The sequence below is a fragment of the Streptomyces sp. NPDC045431 genome (assembly GCF_040646655.1).
GTDB lineage: Bacteria > Actinomycetota > Actinomycetes > Streptomycetales > Streptomycetaceae > Streptomyces.
The window spans coordinates 48,983-70,789 of sequence record NZ_JBEZAQ010000025.1; the positions used below are offsets into that span (position 1 = coordinate 48,983).

Sequence of the window (21,807 nt, forward strand, 5' to 3'; positions counted from 1 at the left end):
CCGAGCGAGGCCGACACCGCGTCACCCGTGCCTGGGCCCGCCCGGATCGCCTTCCCGGGCGGGCCCGTCCCGTCCCCGTCCCGCCCTTCCCCCTTGGAGGAACCTCGTGGCCACCGTGCGGCTCGCCCCCGGCGTCGCCCTCGTCACCGTCCCTGACCAGGGCCTTGCCGTCCGCACGCCCGACGGAACGTTTCTGCGGGTGAACACCGGAGACGTGGACGAGACGGACCTCCTGGCACATCTGACGACCGGTCACCCGGTGTCCGGCGAGCTGGCAGCCCTCGCCGACGCCTTCGAGGAGGCCGGTTACACCACCCGCACGCGGGCTTCCGCCCCGCTCGACGGACGCACCGTGGTCGTGCTCGGGGACCCCGGGCTGACAGGGCCGCTCACGCGGTACGTCCGCGACGCGGGAGCCCGCGTGCGGGAGGCGGCCCTCCCGGACCTGGACCAGGCCCTCCGGGACCAGGACCCCGCGCGCACCGCGGTCGTCTGGTGCCTGGACGGACCCGCCCCCGAAGGCGTCTGGGACGAGGCCGACCAACTCCCCGCCCGCGGTACCGCCTTCCTGCGCTGCCACCGCGAAGGCGCACACGCCTGGCTGGAGCCCCTCGCGTGCGCCCCCGGCGACGTCACCTCCGCGCACGTACGGCTCCGGCGCCTCGCCGCCACCCCCGCGCACCGCGAACTCGCCGCCTACTGGGCCGGACACACCACCCCCGACGGCGGCGGCCACACCGAGGCCTCCGCCGCGCTCACCGCCGCCCTGCTCACCGGCGACCTCATCGCCTGGGCGAACGGCGCGCCCCTGCCCGTACGGCGCCGGCTGCGCCGCCTCGACGTGCGCGACCTCACCGTCACCGAACACCCCGTCCTGCCCGTGCCGGACGTCGCCCCGCTGGACGCCCGCCCGTGACCGGCACCGTCCGCATCGACGGGCTGGCGACCGACGTCTGCCTGCCCCCGGCGCCCGGCCCCCACCCCGCCGTGGTCGTCCGCACCCCGTACGACCGCCGCCACCACCGCGCCGAGCTGCGCGGCTGGGCCGCCCGGGGCTTCGCCGCGCTCGCCCAGGACGTCCGCGGCCGGCACGCCTCCGACGGCGACTGGCAGCCGTACGGCGACCACGAACGCGCGGACGGCGAGGCGACCCTGAACTGGGTCCGATCCCAGCCCTGGAGCGACGGCCGGGTCATCGCCGCCGGTGCCTCCTACGCCGCCCACTGCGCCCTCGTCACACCCGGCGCCGACGCCGTGATCGCCGCCGTTCCCGCCCTCGGCCTCGCCGAGACCGCGCGTGAGACGACCGGCCCGGAACGCCTCCAGGCCCGCGCGGGCTGGTGGTCCCAGCACGGCGGCCTCACCGTCACGCCCGCGGCGCTGGACCACCTCCCCGTCACCGGGATCCTCGACTCCCCGGCCTGGCGGGCCCTGTGGCGGGCGCCGCGCCGCGAGACACCCGCCTCCGCCGTGCCGCTGCTCGCCGTCGGAGGCAGCCGCGACCCGTTCGCCGAGGACACCCTCCGGCTGTGGCGGCACTGGCCCGGCCCCGCCCGTCTGCTGCTCGGCCCCTGGGGCCACCGGCTCACCGCCGAACCGGCGCCGGAGGCCCGCCCCGCGCACCGCCTTTCCCTCGGCGCCCTCTACACCGGCTGGGCCCGCGCCGCACTCGCCGGCGCGCTCACCGGCCGGACCGGCGCGCTCGCGCTCGGCGGCAGCGACCACTGGTACCGCCCCCAGCCGCTCGACCCGGCCCCGTACGCCTTCGGCACCGGCCTGCGGCTGCTGCGCGGCGCCGACTTCACCGCCGACCCCGAGCGCCCCGTCCGCTCCGACGACCTGGACGTGCCCGCGGACGGCACCCCGGACCGCTGCCTGCTGCTCTCGCCGCCCCTGCCGCGCCCGCTGGACCTGCTCGGCCCCGCCGACGTCTCCCTGGACGCCACCGCCGACGCGCCCAGCGCCGACTGGGCCGTACGGCTCGTCGCCCTCGACCCCGACGGCCGGGCCGAGCCGCTCGCCACCGGCGTCGTACGCCGCACCGAGCCCGGGCCCTTCACCGTCCCCCTCGGGCACCTGGCCCGGCGGCTGCGCGCCGGTACGCGGCTGCGCCTGGAGGTCGCGGGCCACCACTTCCCGGCGCACGCCCGCAACCCGCACACCGGCGAGGACCCGGTGACCGCCACCCGCCTGCTGCCCTCCCACCGCACCGTACGCACCCGGGGCAGCGCCCTGCTCCTCCCCGTCGTCCGGGGCGCCCACCCCGTCGACCCCGTACAGGAGATCCAGACGTGAACATCGAAGCCCTCGTGGACCCGGTCTGCGGGCTGATACGCGGCGTCGAGCCCGTACCGCACCCCACCGGCGCCCCACCCCGCTACACCGCCATGACCGCCGACGTCTCCGACGCCCGCCGGTTCGGCGCCTGGCCCGCCGACCGCGTCTCGCTCGGCACCACCTTCGGCGACCCGGCGGGCGCCCGCGTCGCGGCCATCGCCGAGGCCGTCGAACGCTACTGCGGCAACCGCGTCCCGCCGCCCGGCCACCCCGACGCGCCGCGCCGCGCCACCGCCGCCGAACTCGCCGCCGAGGGCAAGCGCCTGTACGGCCCCGGCGACCTGCCCGCCTACGCGCCCTGGCAGTACGCCCGGCCCGGGTTCCCGTACCGGCCGCTCACCCCCGACACGCCCGCCCTCTGGGCGCGCGGCACCGAGGACGGCGAGGAGGTGTGGGCCCCGGTCGCCCTCACCCACCTCAACTGGCGCCAGGGAGCGCACTGTTCGCTCCCGCGCACGCACCACCTCAACTACGCGGGCATCGCCACCGGCCAGGGCCTGGACGACGCCGTCGAACGCGCGCTCCTCGAGATCGTCGAGCGCGACGCCCTCGAACTGTGGTGGCACCTCGACGGGCCGACCCGGGGCATCGACCCCGCCAGCGTCCCCGGCCTCCTCGACGACCTCGCGGGCTGCGCACTCGACGTGTGGATCGTGGAGATGCCCTCCGAGTTCGCGCCCTGCATGGCCGCCCTCGTCCACGACCCCGCCCGCGGCCTGTACGCCGCCGGCTTCGCCTGCCGCTACGACCCGGCCGAAGCCGCCCGCAAGGCCGTCCTCGAAGCCGTGCACACGTGGGTCTTCACCCAGGGCACCACCGACGCCGACGGCTGGGTCTTCCAGGCCATCGAGGCGGGCATGCTGGCCCGGGGCCTCTACCTCGACCACCGCCCCGACCGCCGCTACCTCGACGACTGCGGCGCGGACTTCGCCGCCGTACGCGACCTCGGCGCCCACGTCCAGGTGTGGCTCGACCCGCGCATGGAGCCGTACGCGCGCCGCTTCACGGACCCGGCGCTCGGCACCGTCCCCGTCACCGACGTCAAGCCCGGCACCCGGAGCGACCTGGAGGCCCGCCTCGCCGGCCACCGGATCCTCACCTTCGACCTGACGACCGAGGACGTCCGGGAGACGCCCCTGCGCGTCGCCCGCGTCCTCGTCTCCGGCCTGATCCCCAACCAGCCCGCGGCCTTCGCCTACCTCGGCTGCCCGCGCTTCGGCGAAGCGGCCCTCGCACGCCACTGGCGCACCCACGCACCCGCCACGGCCGCCGACTTCACCCTCGCGCCGCCGCCCCACATGTGATGAACGCCCTGACCCGAGCCCGTTCCCCCCAGCCGCCCGGCCCGGACTTCCCGGCCGGGCACCAGGTCACCCCCTGGCCCGGCGAACCCCGGCCCGTCCCGCCGCCGCTGGACCGGCTCCTGCGGCTGTCCCTCGCGGGCGGCCGGCTGCGCCCGGCCGCGTCCGCCGGCGCCCTGCACCCGGTCAACGCCCACCTCCTGCTGGGCCCGGGCACCGCGCTGCCGCCCGGCCGGTACGCGTACGACCCCGTACGCCACCGCCTGATCGCGCGCGGTCCCGCGCCCGCCGGCGCCCCGCCGGGCGCGGTCGCCGTCCTCACCGTCACCGCGCGGCGCACGGCCTCCCACTACGGCCACCGCGCCTGGCCGCTGTTGCTCCTGGACACCGGCCACGCCGCGGCCGCCCTCGCGCTCGCGGGCGCGCCGGAGTGGTGCCCGGACGCGGACGTCACGCTCCTCGCCCGGGCGGCGGGCCTCCCGCCCGACTGGCACGGCGCCGAACCGGAACACCCGCTCGCCGCCGTCCGCCTGACACCCGGCCCGCCCGACGTACTGGAACGCTGGTCGGCGTACGGACCCGGGGCCCCGCCCCCGCCGACGCGCCATGCGCCGACCCCGGTCCTGGAGGACACCTGGAAGGCGCTCGGCGGGCTGGGCGGCGGGACGGCTTGGCTGCGTACGGAGGCCCCCGCGCTTCCTGAGGCCGCGCTGCGCTCGCGCCGCAGCGCGGAGCCGCCCTTCCCCGCCGTACCCGAACGGCCCGCGCTCGACACGGTCCTGGCGGTGGCCCGCCGCACGACGGCCGTGCGGTGGCACCTCACCACCGAGATCCCCCCGGCCCTCGCCGCCCGCGCCGCGGACCAGCACTGGCTCGGGCACGTCGGCGCCCTGCTCCTCGCGCACGGCTGCCCCGACGACGCGCCGCCCGCCCGGGTCCGCCACGCCCACCTGCACGCCGGGTACGCCGTGGGCCTGGCCCAGGCCGTGGCGGGCCACCTCGGGCAGGCCTCGCGCCCGATCGGCTCCTGGCAGCACGGCCCCGACGGCCCGCCCGACCTCGTGCACGCCCTCGCGCTGGGGCTCCGCACCGCCGACACAGAAGGGACCCACCGGCCATGATGCTCCACCCGGAGCTGCTGCGCGCCGCCAGGATCGCGCGCCGCCCCCTCCTCGGGGCCACGGCTCTGCTCGGTGCCGTGGCCGTCACGCACCTGGCCCAGGCCGTGCTCCTCGCCCTCGCGCTGGCCCGGATCGCCCGGGGCGAGACCGCCGCCCTGCCCGGCCTCCTGGCCGCCGTCCTCGCCACCGTCGCGGTCCGCGCCGCGCTGACCCGCCGTCAGCGCACGCTCGCCGTTCGCGCCGGGGCGCGCGTACGGACGGGCCTGCGCGACGCGCTCCTTCAGCGGCTCGGCACCCTGGGCCCCGTCGGCCGCGGCACGGACGGCCGCGCCGGAGCCGTACGCGCCACGCTCGTCGACGGCGTCGAGGGCGTCGACGCGTACGTCTCCCGCTACCTGCCACAGCTCCTGGTCACCTGCGTGCTGCCGCCGCTGCTGCTCGTGGCCGTCGCCGTGGTCGAGCCGGCCGCGCTCCTCGCCCTCGCCCCCGCCCTCGTCCTCGCCCTCTTCGCGCCCCGCTGGTGGGACACGCTGCTGGCCCGGCGCGGCCAGGAGCACTGGGGGTCGTACGAGGCGCTCTCCGCCGACTACCTGGAGGCGCTGCAGGGCATGCCCGCGCTGAGGGCCGCCGGTGCGGTCGCCCGCGTGCGCGCGCGCCTGGAGGAGCGTTCGGCCGCCCTGCACCGCGCCACCGTCGCCAAACTGCGCGTGTCGCTGATCGACACCGGCATCACCGACCTCGCCGTCCAGGGCGGCACGGTCGCCGCCGCGCTGGTCGCCTGCGCGTCGGCCGCGTCCGGGCGGACCGCGGCCACGGGCACGTACCTGCTCCTCATGCTGGCCTCGGAGTGCTTCCGCCCGGTCCGCGACCTGTCGCGCGAGTGGCACGCGGGCTACCTCGGCGTCTCGGCCGCCGACGGCATCGCCGAACTCCGCACCGCGCGACCGTCCGTACGGGACGGGGGCACGGAGGGCACCCCCGCGCACCCCCCGGCCATCCGCTTCGACGACGTGCGGTTCACCTACCCCGGCGCCACCGCGCCCGCCCTGCGCGGGGTGTCGTTCACCGCCGAAGCGGGCCGCACGACGGCCGTCGTCGGCCCCTCCGGCGCGGGCAAGTCGACGCTCGTCGCCCTGCTCCTGCGCCAGTGGGACCCGGACGGCGGCCGCGTGACCCTCGACTCCACGGACCACACCGCCTTCGCGCTCGCCGCGCTGCGCCGCGGCATCGCCGTCGTGTCGCAGGAGACGTACCTCTTCCACGCCTCCGTCGCCGACAACCTGCGCCTGGCCCGCCCCGGCGCGACCGACGACGAGCTGTACGCCGCCGCCCGCGCCGCGGGCGTCCACGACGAGATCGCCCGCCTTCCCGACGGCTACGACACCCAGGTCGGGGAGCGCGGCGCGACGCTCTCCGGAGGCCAGCGCCAGCGCCTCGCCCTCGCCCGGGCGCTCCTCGCGGACGCCCCGGTCCTCGTCCTCGACGAGGCGACGAGCGCGGTCGACGAGCGCCGCGAGGCCCTCATCGGGCGCGAGCTGCTCCGCGCCGCGCGCGGCCGTACGTGCCTGGTCGTGGCGCACCGCCTCGCCTCCGTACGGGACGCGGACCGGATCGTCGTGCTGGACGGCGGGCGGGTCGACGCGGTCGGTACGCACACGAGTCTGCTGGCGCGCAGCGCCCTCTACGCGCGGCTCGTCGCCGCCGGACGCACCCATGAGGAGGCGGCGTGAGCGCCGGAACCACGACCCCCGAGCGGGGCGCGCTGCGCGCCCTGCTGCCCGTCCTCGCCGCCCACAAGGCGATGACGGCACGCACCTTCGCCGCCGCGCTCGTCGACCAGGCGGCGCTCGTCGCCCTGGTGGCGCTCGCCGCGCACACCGTCGGCACCGCCGTCATGGACCGCACCGCCCCCGCCGCCGCCACGACCGGCGCGCTGATCGCCCTGGTGGTGGTCCGCTCGCTGGCGACCTGGCGCGAGATGGACCTCTCGCACGACCTGGCGTACCGGGTGCTGGCCGAGCTGCGCATCCGGGTCTTCGACGGGCTGGCCCGCAGCGCCCCCGCCCGGATAGCCGGCCGCCGCAGCGGGGACCTGGCGGCGGCCGCGCTGGGCGATGTGGAGGCGCTGGAGTTCTTCTACGCGCACGCCGTCGCGCAACTCCTCGCCTCCGGTGTCGTGTTCACCGCCGGTACGGCGGTCCTGGCGGTGCTGGACCCCTGGCTGCTGGCCCCGGTCGTCCCCGTGGCGGGGCTGCTGCTCCTCGCGCCGCTGCTGGAGGGACGGGGCAGGGCCGTGCGCGGGGCCCGTACCCGACGGGCCGCGGCGGAGCTGTCGGCCGAGGTGGTCGAGACGGTCGACGGGATGCGCGAACTGCTGGCGTTCGACGCGCTGGAGCGCCGCCGCGCGGGGCTGCGCGCCCACGGCGAGCGGCTCGGCGAGGCCCAGCGGGCCGAGCACGCGTGGGAGGCGGGCGCGGCGGCGGTGCGCGACCTGCTGGTGGTGGCGGCGGTCGTCGGGGTGGTCGCGGCGGCCGCGCACACGCTCGACGGGGCGTGGGCCCCGGCCGCCATGGCCCTGGCGCTCGGCGTCCTGGCGCCGGTCGCCGACTCGGCGGCGGCCCTCGGCCAGGCGGGCGGGCTGCGGGCCGCGGCGTCCCGCGTCGGCGCGGCGATCCGCGCCCGGGCCGGCGCGCCCGCGCCCGACGCGCCGCGCCCGGCGCCGACCGGACCGCTCGGCATCCGGCTGCGCGGCGTCCGCTTCGACTACGGCGGCGCTCCCGTGCTCGACGGCCTCGACCTCACGGTCGGTGCGGGGGAGACCCTCGCCCTGGTGGGCGCGTCCGGCGCCGGCAAGTCGACGTGCGCGGCCCTGCTGGCACGCTTCTGGGACCCGGCGGAGGGCGCGGTCGAACTCGTCGGCGCGTACGGCGAGCCCGTCGACGTACGGGACCTGGCCGACGAGGAACTGCGCCGCACGGTCGCGGTGGTCGGCCAGGACGCGCCGCTGTTCCACGGCACGTTCGCCGACAACCTCCGCCTGGCGGCGCCGGACGCGACGGACGCGCAGCTGCGCGCCGCCGCCCGCCTGTGCGGTGTCGACCGGATCGCCGAGGCGCTGCCCGACGGCTACGACACGCAGGTGGGGGAGCGCGGTACGACGCTCTCCGGCGGTCAGCGTTCGCGCGTGGCGCTGGCCCGCGCGCTGCTGACGAACCCGCGGGTGCTGGTCCTGGACGAGACGACGGCCCATCTGGACACGGCCGGGGACGCCGAGCTGTCGGCGGCGCTGGCGGCCGCCTCGCGGGGCCGTACCACGGTGGTGATCGCCCACCGCCCGGCGACGGTGCGCCGGGCGGACCGGATCGCGGTCCTGGAGGGCGGCCGGATCGCGGCGACCGGTACCTGGGAGGAGCTGTCGGCGGCGAAGGAGGGGGCGTTCGCGCGGGTGCTCGTCCGGTGACTGCGAGCGGGAAAAGGGCGCGCGCGATGTGTTTTCCGCGCCGGGCGGCGACCATATCGGCGGGGTGTGCGCCCCCGGGCGGCCGGAGCGCCGTATTCCGGGAAAACGCAGGTGGCGAAGTGTTGCCACGACGCGCGGGTTCTGGCGCGAAATCAAGCCTCCGTGCATGCAAGGGACTTATGCGCCCTTCGCCGTCTGCTTTCAGCCCCCAACCATCGGATTAGTACGACAAGCTGAGAAGCAGATGGACCCTTGCGGTACGGCGTTGACCTGGGGCTTGCTTCTGTTACCGGGCCACCCGCCATTGCCGGGTGGGTGGACAACCGAACAGAAGGAGACAACCGTGAAGAAGGCATACGAAGCGCCGATGCTCGTCCGCCTGGGTTCCTTCCGTAAGAAGACCGGACTCCTCCAGAGCTCCGGGAACGACCGTCTGATCCTGAGCAAGAACTGACGGCGGACGGCGCGAGCGAATCGACGCCATGATCGACACGCACGAGAGTGCGGGACCGGGCCCCGGCGACGCGGATTTCGTGGTCCTTCCGGACCACGCGGCCGCGCCCGCCGTGGCCCGGCTCTTCTCCCGCACGGACGCCGCCGACGCCGCCTCCGACGCCGATTCCGCGACGCGGCGGACGCTGTGCCACCCCTCCGGACGGCCCTGGCTCGTCGGCCGCTGGCACGACGACGAGATCGTGGCCGCCCGCGCCGGGACCACGCTCCTCGCCGTCATCGGCTGTTGCCCGCTCGACGAGGCCGAACTGCACCGGCACGCCGCCCGTCTGCGGGACCTCGCCCAACTGGACGCCCTGGCCCGCACACTGCCCGGCAGCTTCCACCTGCTGGCCGTCCTCGACGGCCGGCTCCGCGTGCAGGGCACCGCCTCCGGGCTGCGGCTGGTCTTCCACGCCGCGATCGGCGGCGTACGGGTGGCCGCACCGCGCGCCGACGTCCTCGCCGCCGCGCTCGGCCGCGACCCCGACCCCGAGCAGCTCGCCGTCCGGCTGCTGTGGCCCGTGCCGCACCCGCTGGCCGAGGCGCCGATGTGGCGCGGCGTCACCGCCGTACCGCCCGAGGACGCGCTCGTCGTCGCGCCGGACGGACGCGGCGCACGGCACGCGCGCTGGTGGTCCCCGCCGGAGCCGACGCGGACCCTCGCCCACGGCGCGCCGCTCGTCCGCGAGGCGCTCACCGAAGCCGTCGACGCGCGCACCCGCGCCGGGGGCACGGTCAGTTGCGACCTGTCGGGCGGCCTGGACTCCACCACCATCTGCTTCCTCGCCGACGACTCACCCGCCCACGTGGTGGCCAGCACCTGGCCCGGACGCGACCCCGCCGACACCGACCTGCACTGGGCCCGGCAGGCCGCCCGCTTCCTGCCCGACGTGGAGCACGTCGTGTGGGACGCCGACGCCTCCCCGCTCGTCTACACCGACCTCCTCGCCATCGACGACCTGTTGGACGAACCCACCATCGGCGTCATGGACCGCTCCCGGGTCCTGCACCACCTGCCCGCCATGGCCGAGCGGGGCAGCCGCCTCCACCTGACCGGCATCGGGGGCGACCACGTGGCCTGGTGCTCGGAGGCGTACTACCACCGCCTCGCCCGCACCCGACCGCTGTTCGCCGCACGGCAGTTGCGCGGCTTCCGCGCCCTGTGGCAGTGGCCGCTCGGCGCCACGCTCCGCGCCCTGGCCGACTCCCGCCCGTACGGCACGTGGCTCGCGGGCGCGGCCGGCCGGCTGCGCGACCCGGGGCCCGCCACCGTCACCACCAGCCTCGGCTGGGGCATGCCCCCGCGCCTCTTCGACTGGGTCACGTCCGACGCCGAGGCGGCCGCGCGGCGCGCCCTGCGCGAGGCGGCCGCCACCGCCCGACCGCTCCACCGGGACCGCGGCCTGCACGCCGACCTCGACCAGATCCGCGCCGGCAGCCGCATCATCCGGCAGTGGGACCGGATGGCCGCCCGCGCCGGCGTACCGATGGCCTCGCCGTTCCTCGACGACCGCGTCATCGAGGCCTGCCTCGCCGTCCGGCCCGACGAACGCGTCACGCCCTGGGCGTACAAGCCCCTCCTCACCGCGGCCATGAGCGGGATCGTGCCCGAGGCCTGCCTGCGGCGCACCAACAAGGCCGCCGCCTCCATGGACGCCGCCGACGGGCTGCGCGCACACCGCGCCGACCTGGTCGCGCTCTGGGAGGACTCACGGCTCGCCCGCCTCGGCCTGGTGGACGGCACCGCGCTGCGCCGTCTCGCCGAGCGGCCCTCCACGCCCGGGCTGCGCGACGCCATCCTCTACTCGACGATCGCCTGCGAGGTCTGGCTGCGCGGCCTCACCCCCGCCACGACCCCCCCGACCGAAGGAAACCAGCCATGGCACTGCGCTTCGGCGCCGACGTCTCCACCGCCGACACCGACTACGGCACGGTCCTCCTCGACGAACGCAGCGGACAGTACTGGGAGTTGAACCCCGCCGGCACCGTCGTCGTCCGCACCCTGATGGCGGGCGGCGACGAAGCCGCCGCGGCGGACGCGCTCGTCACCGCGTACGACATCGAGCGGGCGCGGGCCGAGCAGGACGTCGCGGCCCTCGTGGCCGAGCTGCGCTCCTCGGGGCTGGTCTCATGACCACACCGAGCGCACTGGAGCGGCCCACCGGAGTGCCGTTCGCCCGGCGGCTGGCCGCGCGGCTCGTGCTGCTGCCCGCGTTCGCACTCGCGCTGCTGCCGCCGCGCCGGATGCGCGCCGTGCTCGGCGTCGTACGCCGCGGGGCCCGGCCCGCCACCGCCGCGCAGGCCGCGGCCGCCCGCGACGCCCTGTGCGCGGTGAGCCTGCGCTGCGCCGGTCCGCGCGGCTGCCTGCCCCGCTCGCTGGGCGCGGCGCTGCTGTGCCGGCTGGGCGGGAGCTGGCCCACGTGGTGCACGGGCGTACGGGTCGTGCCGCCCTTCACCGCGCACGCGTGGATCGAGGCGGAGGGGCGGCCGGTGGGCGAGGGCGTGCCGGACGACTACTTCCGGCGGCTGATCGCGGTGGGACCGGTCCACGCGGCGCACACGGCAAAGGCGGCGGACGCAGCGCCCACGGCGCCCCCGGCGCCCCCGGCGGACGAAGCGGACCGGGCGGCGAGCGGGCCGCCGGCCCCATGACCGGCACACAGGTGGCCGGCGACCGCGCGGGCGCGGAGGGGGACCGCTCCACCCGGGCCGCGGTCGCCACGCTGTACCGGCTCACCGCGGGGCACCGGTCCTCCGTCGCCGCCGCCACCGTCCTCACGCTGGTCGGCTCCGCGCTCGGCCTGGCGCAGCCGCTGGTGGCCCGGCTCGTCGTGGACGGGAGCGGACGCGCCGGGGACGGCGCGGCGTTCTGGACGCCGCTGGCGCTGCTCGGCGCGCTGTTCGTCGCCGAGGCGGCCACCGGCGCGGTGGGCCGCTTCGTGCTGGAGCGCATGGGCGAGGGCGTCGTACGGCAACTCCGCCACGGGCTCGTGGCCCGGCTGCTGCGGCTGGAGATGCGGGAGTACGACCGCCACCGCGGCGGCGACCTCATCGCCCGGGTCACCTCCGACACCACGCTGCTGCGGGAGGTGGTGTCGCAGGCGCTCGTCGACCTCGTGACGGGCGCGCTGGTCGCGGCCGGGGCGATCGCGCTCATGGCGTGGCTCGACCCCGTCCTGCTGCTCCTCGTCACCCTGACGGTGGCCGGCGCCGCCGCCGTCGTGGCCTCGCTGCTCCAGGGCATCCGCGCCGCGTCGACGCGCATGCAGAACGCCGTGGGCGCTCTCGCGGCGGACCTGGAGCGCGCGCTCGGCGCGCTGCCGATGGTGCGGGTGCACCGGGCGGAGGAGCGCGAGGCGCGGCGCATCGGGGAGCGCGTGGACGCGGCGTACGACGCGGGCGTACGGACGGCGAAGCTGGCGTCCGTGATGAGCCCGGCCGTCGAACTCGCCGTCCAGGGCTCGTTCCTCATCGTCCTGGTCATCGGCGGCCTGCGGGTGAACGGCAGTTCCGGCTCCCTCGGCGACCTCGTCGCCTTCCTGCTGTACGCGTCGTACCTGGTGCTGCCGCTGTCGTCCGTCTTCCGCGCGGTCGGGCTGATCCAGCGGGGCATGGGCGCCCACCAGCGCATCGCCGAGGCGCTGACGCTGGAGGCGGAGCCGGACGAGCCCTCCACCGCGAAGTGCCGGGTGACACCTCGTACCCCGCCTCCCGCCGAGGCGGCGCCGCCACCCGTACTCGCCCTGCGCGACGTCCGGTTCGGCTACGACCCGGCGCGCCCGGTGCTGCGCGGCGTCACCCTGACCGTCCCGCCCCGCCGGCAGGTGGCCCTGGTGGGCCGCTCCGGCGCGGGCAAGTCCACCGTCTTCGCGCTCGCGGCGCGGTTCTACGAACCCGACTCCGGGACCCTGCTGTTCGACGGGCGGCCCGCCGCCGAGCTGACCCGCGCGCAGTGCCGGGCGCGTATCGCGGTGGTCGACCAGAACACCCACGTCGTCCACGGCACGCTGCGCGACAACATCGCCTACGCGGTGCCCGGCGCCACCGACGAGGAGGTGCGGCGGGTGGTCGGACTCGCCCAGCTGGAGGGCGTCGTGCGGCGCCTTCCCGGCGGGCTTTCCGGCCGGCTCGGCGAGCGCGGCTCGACCCTCTCGGGCGGCGAGCGGCAGCGCGTCGCCCTGGCCCGCGCCCTGCTCGCCCGGCCGTCCCTGCTGCTGCTGGACGAGCCGACGTCCCACCTGGACGCCCTCAACGAGGCGGCGCTCACCGCCGTCATGCGGGACGCGGCCCGGGAGTGCGCGGTGCTGGTGATCGCGCACCGGCTCTCCACGGTCCAGCACGCCGACCGGATCGTGGTGCTGGACGACGGCCGGGCCGTCGCCTGCGGCGACCATGACGAGCTGCTGGAGACCAGCCCGCTGTACCGTGCGCTGGCCGCCGGCCAGATGCTGCGGCGTACCACACCTTACGACGGGAGTTAATTTACGACCGATGTAAGATGGGTCCCATGACCCAGCAGACGAGCAGCGCGACGGACACCGCGGCCCCCGGCCTGCGGGAGACCAAGAAGCGCGAGACGCGGCAGTTGATCTCCGACCGGGCGACCCGGCTCTTCCTGGAACGGGGCTTCGAGGCCACGACCATCGCCGACATCGCCGACGCCGCGCGCGTCGCGAAGAAGACGGTGACGAACTACTTCCCGCGCAAGGAGGACCTGGCCTTCGACCACCAGGAGGAGTTCGCCGCCGGTCTGGCCCGTACCGTCGCCGAGCGGGCGCCGGGGGAGACCGCCCTCGCGGCGCTCCGCCGCTCCTTCCTGGCCGCCGTCGCCGCCCAGGACCCCGTCGCGGGATTCGCCGGGCCGGAGTTCACCGGCATGATCGCGGACAGCCCCACCCTGACCGCCTGCCTCCGCGGCCTGCACGACCAGCGCGAGGACGCCCTCGCCGCCGCCCTCGCCGAGGCGACCGGCGCCCCGGCCGGCGACATCACGGCGCGTACGGCCGCGGCCCTGCTGGGCGCGGTGCACCGCGTCCTGTTCCAGCGCATCCAGGAGCTCACGCTCGCCGGCCACACCAACCCGGAGATCGCGGCGACCTTGGAAAAGGAGGCCGCCCGGGCGTTCGACCTGCTGGAACCCGCCCTCGCGGACTACGCCCGGAAGTGAGGACGAGCGCGTCCACCTGCTGAACCCGCCCCCCGCAGTCGGTGAAACTTCATCTTTCATAGGGTGAATACCGTAAAGAAGGCGTGAGCAGACTCGGGGGGAATGATGTCGATGACGGTGGTCGGCCGTGACGTGGGGCGTGGGGCCGCGGTGATGTCTCATGGGTAAGAGGGGGAAACCCGCACCGCGCCGGAGGACCGGACGCCTCGGTTCCGCGCGCCCGGAGCGCGCCGGCCAGACCGGGCCGGAGCGCTCGGCGGATTCGCAGCACCCTGAGCACTCGGGATACCCGGAGCGCTCCGAGCACCCGGGATACCCGGAGCGCTCTGAGTACCCGGGATACCCGGAACCCCCGGGCGCCTCTGAGCGCTCCGAGTCCGCCGGACCTGCGGACGTGGAGTCCACCATGGCCCTGCGGACCCTCTCCGGCGGAGTCCCCGCCGCCACGGGCCGCGGGGGATCCGCCGGTGAGCCGCGCGCGGGAGCCGGCTCCCGCCGGGCCGCCCGGCAGCCCCGACGGAAGCTGCCCTCCTGGGTGCCCGTGGACCGGCTGGCGGTGCTGCTCCCGCTGGCGCGGCGCATGCGACCGCACTACCCCCGCCCGGGCCGCCAGGGCTTCCGCCGGTGGATCCCCTCGTGGCGGCAGCTCATGGGCTCCCTGCTCATCACCGTGGGACTCGTCACGACCGGTCTGGCCCTCGTGTACTGGCGTACGGAGATACCCGAGGACCTGAACTCCTTCGCCACGCAGCAGGACAACGTCTACTACTGGGACGACGGCACCGTGATGGCCCGTACCGGCTGGGTGCGGCGCCAGGAGATGCCCCTGGAGGAGGTGCCCGAGGACGTCCGGTGGGCGGTGCTGGCGGCGGAGAACGCCAGCTTCTACGAGGACCCGGGCATCTCGCCCTCCGGCATCACGCGCGCGGTCACCCGGATGCTGGGCGGCGGCGAGACGCAGGGTGGCTCCACCATCACGCAGCAGTACGTCAAGAACGCCTACCTCAACCAGGACCAGACGTTCTCGCGGAAGTTCACCGAGATGATGCTCGCGCTCAAGGTGGACAACAAGTTCAGCAAGGACGAGATCCTGGAGGGCTACCTCAACACCAGCTGGTTCGGGCGCGGCACCTACGGCATCCAGCGCGCCTCGCAGGCGTACTACGGCAAGGAGGTGTCCGAGCTCAACGCGAGCGAGGGGGCCTTCCTGGCGTCCCTCCTGAAGGGCGCCGGGCTGTACGACCCTGCCCTCGGCGGCGGGAACCGCGAGCGGGCCGTGGAGCGCTGGGAGTGGACGCTGGACCGCATGGTCGAGATCGGCAGGCTCTCGCCGGCCGAGCGGGCGAAGTACACCAAGTTCCCCGAGCCCACCGAGGTGACCGGCGGCCGGACCGACCTCAGCGGCCAGCAGGGCTACCTCGTCGAACTCGCCAAGTCGTACGTCACCCGCAGCGGGAAGGTCTCCGACGCCGAGTTCGACCTCGGCGGCTACCAGGTCTACACGACCTTCAACAAGACCCGGACCGAAGCCCTCGACAAGGCCGTCCACACGGCCCGGGCCAAGCTCGACCCGAAGAAGCGGGAAGAGGACACCTTCGTCCGCACGGGAGCCGCCACCGTCGGCGCGGACGGGAAGATCCTGGCCCTGTACGGCGGTCCCGGCTTCCTCAAGCAGGGGTTCAACGAGTCCAACGCGGTGACCGTCCCGGCCGGATCGGCCTTCACCCCGTTCGTCTACGCGGCGGCGCTCAGCGAGGGCGTCATGCGCGAGCGCCAAGGCCCCCGCGTGCCCGTCACCCCCTCCACCCCGTACGACGGCCGTCACAACGCCTCCCTGATGACGCCCGAGGGCCCCTACTGGGACCGCGACGGCAAGGTGGTGAAGGGCCAGAACGACGGCGGCAAGTCCTGGGGCGAGGCCATCACCCTGCGCGAGGCGATGGTGAACTCCGTCAACATGCCCTTCCTCCAGCTCGGCATGGACGTGGGCCTGGACCGGGTGCGCCGCCACGCCGTGAACGCCGGGCTGCTGCCGTCCAGCATGGGCCCCCAGAAACCGGCGTTCTCGCTCGGCACCTCCACGCCCAGCGCCATCCGCATGGCGACGGCGTACGGGACGTTCGCCGCGAAGGGCAAGCACACCGAGCCGTACTCGGTCCTCCGCGTCACCCGCAACGGCCAGAAGGTCCCGCTGCCCGCCGTGCGCTCCACGCAGGCCCTCTCCGCCGATGTGGCGCGGAAGGTGACCGAGGCCCTGGAGGGCGTGATGGAGGAGGGCACCGGCGCGACGGCGCGGGTGCCCGGGGTGCGCGCGGCCGGCAAGACGGGCACGACGCAGGACAACAAGGCGGCGTGGTTCGTGGGGTACACCGAGCAGGAGGCCACGGCCGTGGTGCTGTACCGGATGGACCTGCGCAAGCTGGACCTGATGCCCCTGGACCGGGTGGCGGGCGCCGACGCCGGTACGCTCGGCAGCCGTCTCCCGGCCGACATCTGGCGGGATTACACGGAGGGCCGGACGAAGGGGGCCGCGCGCCCCTGAGGGCCGCGGCCGGCGGGGGCGGTACACGCGGTAAACGATGATGGCGGTACGCCCGTGAGGGCCGTACCGCCACCGTGTCCGCCTCGGTGTCACCCGACCACTCCGGTCAGGTGACCACTCCGGCTACTTGACCACCGTCTTCCAGTCGGGCACCTGGCCCGGGTCCAGCCCGCGCAGCTGCTCCAGGACGGCGGGGTCCTGGACGTCCAGCCAGTCGCTCAGCTCGCGGAAGGACACGCACTCCACGTCCTTCCGCGGGCAGACGTCCCGCATCATCTCCTCCACGGCCTGCATGTAGATGCCGCCGTTCCACTGCTCGAAGTGGTTGCCGATGAACAGCGGGGCACGGCTGCCGTTGTAGACCCGGTTGAAGCCGTTCATGTACGCGTCCAGCGTCGTCTTCTTCCAGGCCGGGTACATGGCCGGGTCGCCGTCCGTCTTCCCCTTGGACTGGTTGTAGAGGAAGTTGAAGTCCATAGAGAGGACCTGGATCTCCTTGTCCGGGTACGGCAGCAGCTGCAGCGGGAAGTCCCAGATCCCGTCCTGCTTGCGCGGCCAGGCCTGGAAACCGCCGGGCGAGCTGGCGTCATAGCGCCAGTCGTACTCCTTGCTCGCCGTGATGAGGTTCTTCTGGCCCTCCAGGCAGGGTGCCCGGCCTCCGACGAACTCCCGGTCGGGGTCGAACGGCAGCGGCTGGATGTCCGTGAAACCGGTGTTGGACTTCCACTTCTTCACGAAGTCGTAGGTCTGGTCGATCTCGCTCTTCCACTCCTCGACGCTCCAGTCACCGCCGCCCTTGGGGCCGCAGAAGTGGCCGTTGAAGTGGGACCCGATCTCGTGGCCGTCCTTCCAGGCGCCGCTCAGCTGGGTGAGCGTCGTCCGGATGTGCTCGACGGTGGGGTACTCGATGGCGGCGGAGCCCCGGTCGTGCTTCGGGGGGTCGTACAGGTCCTTCTTCGCCTTCGGCAGCACGTAGATGCCGGTCAGGAAGAAGGTCATGTGCGCGTCGCTCTCCTTGGCCACCTGGCGGAAGTGGGAGAAGAGGTGGTCCTTGCTCTCCAGCGCGCCGTCCCAGGAGAAGACCACGAACTGCGGCGGCTTCTGGCCCGGCTTCAGCTTCTCGGGCTTCAGCTGGTCCGGCTGCGGCCCGGTGTACGAGGTCGAGCCGTCGCCCAGTACCTCCACCTTGCCGTCCCAGGGCTCGGCGCGTTTCCGGGCGTTCGCCCCGGCGGGCCGCCGCTCGCCCTGCGCCTGCGCCGCCTCGCCGTCGTCGCCGGTGCCCTTCGCCGCCGCCGGGGTCTCGGAGCCGCCGGTCACGGTCCTCCCGAGGAACAGCGCGACCGCGACGAGCAACAGCGCGGACACGGTCATCAGGACGGTACGGGCGCGGGAGCTGCGGTTGCCGGCTCGTCTGCGGCCCCGGCTGCGGGCGCTTCGGGTCATCGCTGTGGCTCTCTCGGTGCGAGGAAAAGGCATGCTTCATCCGGCATGACGATCCGAATATAGAACGTCTCATCGGTCCGCTTGGTGTGATGTCGCACATCTGTCCGGTGAGTTGTGCCTCTTGTGTCCTGAGTCTGGTCCTGGCCCGCCCCTCGGCCTGGCCTTCGGTGGCCCCGCGGTCGGCCGGGTTCCGCGCCGCGCTCTACGCCTCCCAGTGCGCGGGCCGGGTGAGCCCCGCGGGGAGGACCGTCCGGGCGTCGCCCCGCGCCGCGTTGAGCTGCGGCTGGGTGAGGAAGAGCGCCCCGGTGAGGTCGGCACCGGCCAGCCGGGCGTCGCGGAGTTCCGCGCCGAGCAGGTCCGCCTGGCGCAGGTCGGCGCCCGTGAGGTCGGCCGCGATGAGGTAGGCGCCGCGCAGGCTCGCGCCCCGCAGGTCGGCGCCGGTGAGGCGGGCGCCCATGAGGTCGGCGCCGCGGCGGTTCTTCTTCTTGGACCGCGCGCCCGGAACGCCCGCCCGGACGAGCTCCGCGGCGCGCTGGAGCAGATCGCCGACGACCGCGCGGTGGGCGTTCAGGTCGAGGGCGGCGAGCTCGTCGGGGGAGAGGAGCGTGAGCCGCTCGGTGTCGTCGAGGACGCGGCGGATCTCCCCGTGGAGGGCGCGCGCGGGCTTCAGCGCCAGCACCTCGGTGAGGTACCGGAGCAGCTCGTGCAGTTGCCGTACGACGGGGAAGGCGGTGAACATCGCCTGGGCCGTGTCCGGGTTCCGGCGCCAGTCGCGGCCGCCGAAGGTCACCTGGGAGACCTTCTGGCCGGCGCCGAAGCAGTCGTACACCGTGCAGCCGGGGAAGCCCTCGTCGCGCAGGCGGGTGTGGATGCCGCAGCGGAAGTCGTCTCGCAGGTTGGCGCACGGGGTGCCGGCGGACTTGCCGACGGCGAAGTCCGCCGACGCGGTGAAGGGCAGGGCGACGCAGCACAGGCCGAAGCAGTTGGCGCAGTCACCGCGCAGGGCGTCCTGATCTGGGGCGTCCTGATGCGGGGAGTCCTGGTGATGCAGGGCGTCCTTATGTCCGGACATGGTGATTCGCGTACTCGTTATCTGTGAGGGTATTTGACTGAATGTCAGGACATCCTTACGGCCTGTCACGACATGCGCAGCGCCAGGAAGAAGTCCAGCTTGTCCTCGAGCCGCGACAGGTCACGCCCCGTCAGCTGCTCGATCCGCCCCACGCGGTACCGCAGCGTGTTCACGTGCAGGTGCAGCCGCGTCGCGCACCGCGTCCACGACCCGTCCGAGTCGAGGAACGCCTCCAGCGTCGGGATCAGCTCGGCCCGGTGCCGCCGGTCGTAGTCCCGCAGCGGGTCCAGCAGCCGCGCCGTGAACGCCCGCCGTACGTCGTCCGGCACGAACGGCAGCAGCAGCACGTGCGACGCCAGCTCGTGGTGCCCGGCCGCGCACACCCGCCCGGGCCGCGCCGCCGCCACCCGCCGTGCGTGCCGCGCCTCCTCCAGCGCGCCGCGCAGCCCCTCGGCCGAGTGCACGGCGGCGCTCACGCCGAGCGTCAGCCGCCCGTCGTCCCCGAGCCCCGCCGACAGCGGCTCCCGTACGGCCGAGAGCAGCGCGTCCGCGTGCAGCCCGGGGCCGCCCGCGTGCACCGCGACCGCGCCCTCCTCCTCGTCCTCCGGGGAGGCGCCGGAGCCGTCCAGCCCCGGCACCGCGGGCAGCGGCACCAGGGCGATCGCCTCGTCCCCGGTGTGCGCCACCGCGATCCGGTCGGCCGAGTCGGGGCCTGAGGTCGCCGGGTCGACCAGGATCTCCTCCAGCAGCGACTGGGCGACCGGCCCGGACTCGAGGGCCGGGGCGCTCTTCGTGCCGCCCGCGCCGCCCGTGCCCGCCGGCGTGACGGCGGGCGCCGCGCCCTCCTCGCCCCACTCGACGCGCGCCACCACGACCTGCCAGTGCGGCGCGGTCCCGAGGCCTGGCAGCAGCACCGGCGCGGCCACCCTGAGGCGCGCCGCGATCTCCGCCGGGGCCGCGCCCGTCTGGACCAGTTCCAGGACCTCCTGCGCGAGCCGCCGCCGCACCGTGCGCGCCGCGTCCCGCCGGTCCCGCTCGACGGCGATCAGCTGCGTGACGCCCTGCAGCAGGTCGAGCCGGGCGGCCGGCCAGTCGCTCGCGTCGGCCTCGACGGCCAGCAGCCAATCGGACAGCACGGTCTCGCGCACATCGCGCGCCGCGGGCGTCGCGCCGCGCCCGGTGTTACGGATCGGGAAGAGCGAGTACGTCGTGGGGCCGACCTGCGCGCGGTGCGGGCCGCGCCGCCCGGTGCGGGTGGCGGCCAGGTGCTCGCCGGCGAGCCGGGCGCCCACCTCGGCGGGCAGCGGCGCCCCGGCGCCCGCGATCCGGCGCCCGGTCGGCGACAGCACCCAGGCGTGCAGGTCCAGGTCGGAGCCGAGGAGGTCCAGGACGACCTCGGGTCCGCCGCCCGCCGGGCCGGACGTCATCAGCCTTCTGTGCCGATCGACGACAGCCGCGAGATCACCGGCCCGCTCGCCCGACACCTGTCGAACAACATGCTCGGTAATCGTTGCGAAAGCAACGGATTCGTTTACTGCGAAGAGGGGGAGGCGGTGGCGCAAACAAGCCTGGACCAAGTCGTCCGGGATGGCGCCCAGTTCCGCCTCGCCGGCCGCCAGGCCCGCGACGCCGGCGGCCGCGAGGATCCGGACGAACGGCTCGGAGTCGTGCTCGTCCCGTCGCCAGGCCAGGCCGGTGAGCACCAGCTCGCCGCCTGACAGGTACCGGCTGGGGTCCCGTAGGTCCGTCGTCATCACGCCGCGCACCGTGCGGTCGAGCTCGTCCTCGCCGCCGAGCAGCCGCAGCCCCAGCGCGTCGGTTTCCAGCAGTGCGCGCAGCCGCATCTCGTCGCCGCCGATCTTTTTCGTGGGTGTCTGGTTGTGGCCGGTGACCCGTGGCCACCGTTTCCGGGGGGAAACGGAGAGGTTACTGGTCCTCGCCTTTCGTTCGAATCTACAAGACGAGGAGGGCGGCCAGCCAACTCCTTCATATGTTCAGCGACTGCACCGGGTGGAGCACCGCTGGGTGTACTTGCTCCACGACGCGTTAACAGCACGTGAACATGAAGACGAGAACGTGGGCCCGGCCGTCCCCCGTGCCCCAGCGAACGACCGATCACGCAGATCACGGCACACGTCGATCACCTGGATCACGTACCACCGGATCACGTAGAAGAGAGCCACTCATGGACTTCCTTCGCCCCGCAAGCTGGGAGGAGGCGCTCGCCGCCAAGGCCGAGCACCCCACGGCCGTGCCTATCGCGGGTGGCACCGACGTCATGGTCGAGATCAACTTCGACCACCGGAGGCCGGAGTACCTGCTCGACCTCAACCGCATCGAGCTGCTGAGCGAATACGAGGTCGGCGAGGAGAACGTCCGTCTGGGCGCCTCCGTGCCGTACACGCGGATCATGGAGAACCTCCGTGACGAGTTGCCGGGCCTGGCCCTGGCGTCCCACACCGTCGCCTCGCCGCAGATCCGCAACCGCGGCGGTGTCGGCGGCAACCTGGGTACCGCGTCCCCGGCCGGTGACGCCCATCCGGCGCTGCTGGCGGCGGGTGCCGAGGTGGAGGTGGAGTCCGTGCGCGGCTCCCGCTTCATCCCGATCGACGAGTTCTACACCGGTGTGAAGCGCAACGCGCTCGCCCCGGACGAGCTCATCAAGACGGTGCACATCAAGAAGGCCGACGGCCCGCAGCAGTACTCCAAGGTGGGTACGCGGAACGCCATGGTCATCGCGGTCTGTGCCTTCGGCCTGGCGCTGCACCCGGAGTCCCGGACCGTGCGCACGGGCATCGGCTCCGCGGCTCCCACCCCGGTGCGGGCCAAGGCGGCCGAGGAGTTCTTGAACGCCGCGCTCGAAGAGGGC

At 75.0% G+C, this 21,807-nt stretch carries 16 protein-coding genes and 1 pseudogene; 14 read left to right on the forward strand and 3 right to left on the reverse strand.

What is annotated here, in order from left to right:
* Positions 1-106: 106 nt before the first annotated feature.
* The 13 genes and pseudogenes from AB0A69_RS31260 (at position 107) to AB0A69_RS31320 (ending at position 16,423) form a co-directional block, all read left to right on the forward strand.
* Positions 107-916: a hypothetical protein gene (locus AB0A69_RS31260; protein WP_361429008.1), complete on the forward strand. Its 810-nt coding sequence runs from the start codon at positions 107-109 to the stop codon at positions 914-916.
* Positions 913-2,295 (forward strand): CocE/NonD family hydrolase, encoded by a 1,383-nt coding sequence (locus tag AB0A69_RS31265; protein ID WP_361429010.1) that lies wholly within the window; start codon positions 913-915, stop codon positions 2,293-2,295. The genes AB0A69_RS31260 and AB0A69_RS31265 overlap by 4 nt, the downstream gene beginning before the upstream one ends.
* On the forward strand, positions 2,292-3,641 hold the full coding sequence (locus tag AB0A69_RS31270) for a YcaO-like family protein (RefSeq protein WP_361429012.1): 1,350 nt from the start codon (positions 2,292-2,294) through the stop codon (positions 3,639-3,641). The genes AB0A69_RS31265 and AB0A69_RS31270 overlap by 4 nt, the downstream gene beginning before the upstream one ends.
* Positions 3,641-4,759, forward strand: coding sequence for a hypothetical protein (locus AB0A69_RS31275; RefSeq protein ID WP_361429013.1), 1,119 nt, complete (start codon positions 3,641-3,643; stop codon positions 4,757-4,759). The genes AB0A69_RS31270 and AB0A69_RS31275 overlap by 1 nt, the downstream gene beginning before the upstream one ends.
* Entirely contained in the window at positions 4,756-6,489 is a 1,734-nt protein-coding gene (locus tag AB0A69_RS31280; protein ID WP_361429015.1) for an ABC transporter ATP-binding protein, read from the forward strand. Before AB0A69_RS31275 ends, AB0A69_RS31280 begins: the two co-directional genes overlap by 4 nt.
* A complete protein-coding gene (locus tag AB0A69_RS31285; protein ID WP_361429017.1) occupies positions 6,486-8,219 on the forward strand; it encodes an ABC transporter ATP-binding protein in 1,734 nt (577 codons plus the stop codon). Before AB0A69_RS31280 ends, AB0A69_RS31285 begins: the two co-directional genes overlap by 4 nt.
* A 343-nt stretch (positions 8,220-8,562) precedes the next feature.
* Positions 8,563-8,673, forward strand: a complete 111-nt coding sequence (locus AB0A69_RS31290; protein ID WP_355361249.1) for a keywimysin-related RiPP — start codon at positions 8,563-8,565, stop codon at positions 8,671-8,673.
* A gap of 28 nt (positions 8,674-8,701) precedes the next feature.
* A pseudogene (locus AB0A69_RS31295) lies at positions 8,702-10,570 on the forward strand (asparagine synthase-related protein); the annotation flags it as partial.
* Positions 10,571-10,593: 23 nt separating this feature from the next.
* Complete coding sequence (locus AB0A69_RS31300) at positions 10,594-10,848, forward strand: lasso peptide biosynthesis PqqD family chaperone (RefSeq protein WP_361429019.1); 255 nt, start codon at positions 10,594-10,596, stop codon at positions 10,846-10,848.
* Positions 10,845-11,366 (forward strand): lasso peptide biosynthesis B2 protein, encoded by a 522-nt coding sequence (locus AB0A69_RS31305; protein ID WP_361429021.1) that lies wholly within the window; start codon positions 10,845-10,847, stop codon positions 11,364-11,366. The genes AB0A69_RS31300 and AB0A69_RS31305 overlap by 4 nt, the downstream gene beginning before the upstream one ends.
* Positions 11,363-13,195 carry an ABC transporter ATP-binding protein gene (locus tag AB0A69_RS31310; RefSeq protein WP_361429023.1) on the forward strand — a complete coding sequence of 611 codons (1,833 nt, stop codon included), beginning with the start codon at positions 11,363-11,365 and terminating at the stop codon, positions 13,193-13,195. The genes AB0A69_RS31305 and AB0A69_RS31310 overlap by 4 nt, the downstream gene beginning before the upstream one ends.
* Before the next feature lie 26 nt (positions 13,196-13,221).
* A complete protein-coding gene (locus tag AB0A69_RS31315; RefSeq protein WP_361429026.1) occupies positions 13,222-13,881 on the forward strand; it encodes a TetR family transcriptional regulator in 660 nt (219 codons plus the stop codon).
* A gap of 406 nt (positions 13,882-14,287) precedes the next feature.
* A complete protein-coding gene (locus AB0A69_RS31320; protein WP_361429028.1) occupies positions 14,288-16,423 on the forward strand; it encodes a transglycosylase domain-containing protein in 2,136 nt (711 codons plus the stop codon).
* A 123-nt stretch (positions 16,424-16,546) separates the two neighbouring features.
* Here AB0A69_RS31320 and AB0A69_RS31325 read toward each other — a convergent pair whose 3' ends face one another.
* From AB0A69_RS31325 to AB0A69_RS31335, 3 genes are all read right to left on the reverse strand, one after another.
* Positions 16,547-17,866 (reverse strand): hypothetical protein, encoded by a 1,320-nt coding sequence (locus AB0A69_RS31325; RefSeq protein ID WP_361429030.1) that lies wholly within the window; start codon positions 17,864-17,866, stop codon positions 16,547-16,549.
* Positions 17,867-18,068: 202 nt separating this feature from the next.
* Positions 18,069-18,938 carry a pentapeptide repeat-containing protein gene (locus AB0A69_RS31330; RefSeq protein WP_361429032.1) on the reverse strand — a complete coding sequence of 290 codons (870 nt, stop codon included), beginning with the start codon at positions 18,936-18,938 and terminating at the stop codon, positions 18,069-18,071.
* A 65-nt stretch (positions 18,939-19,003) separates the two neighbouring features.
* Positions 19,004-20,782: a PucR family transcriptional regulator ligand-binding domain-containing protein gene (locus tag AB0A69_RS31335; protein WP_361429034.1), complete on the reverse strand. Its 1,779-nt coding sequence runs from the start codon at positions 20,780-20,782 to the stop codon at positions 19,004-19,006.
* Positions 20,783-21,123: 341 nt separating this feature from the next.
* On the opposite strand from AB0A69_RS31335, the gene AB0A69_RS31340 reads away from it, so the two are divergent.
* On the forward strand, positions 21,124-21,807 hold a 684-nt coding region (locus AB0A69_RS31340), incomplete at its 3' end, for an FAD binding domain-containing protein (RefSeq protein WP_361429036.1).